This is a genomic window from Citrobacter sp. VF227, assembly GCF_052950715.1.
On the sequence record NZ_JBRFVF010000675.1, the window covers coordinates 1 to 429 of the forward strand.

Annotated in this window: 1 protein-coding gene; it reads left to right on the forward strand. The window is 52.9% G+C overall.

Annotated features, from left to right (window positions below; genetic code table 11):
- Positions 1 to 429 (forward strand): MFS transporter (locus tag ACU8YC_RS28505; protein ID WP_446896453.1); only part of this gene is annotated, 429 nt, incomplete at both ends.

A 429-nucleotide genomic window follows, 5' to 3' on the forward strand; every position in this document is an offset into this window, starting at 1 on the left:
ATCTATCTCAGCCGGCAGTACAACCTGAGTGTCGTTCTAATCGGTTATGCGATGACGGTCGCGCTGACCATTGGCGTGGTGCTCAGCCTTGGCTTTGGTATTCTGGCCGACAAGTTCGATAAAAAACGCTATATGCTGCTGGCTATCTGCGGCTTTGCCTCCGGCTTTATCGCTATTCCGCTGGTGCATAACGCCGTGATAGTGGTTTTGCTCTTTGCCCTGATCAACTGCGCCTACTCCGTCTTCGCCACGGTGCTGAAAGCCTGGCTTGCCGATAACTTGCCTGCAACCAATAAAACGAAAATTTTCTCACTTAACTATACCGTGCTGAACATCGGCTGGACCGTTGGTCCACCGCCGGGCACGCCGCTGTTCATGCAAAGCATTAACCTGCCATTCTGGCTGGCTGCTGCATGTTCTGCGCTACCT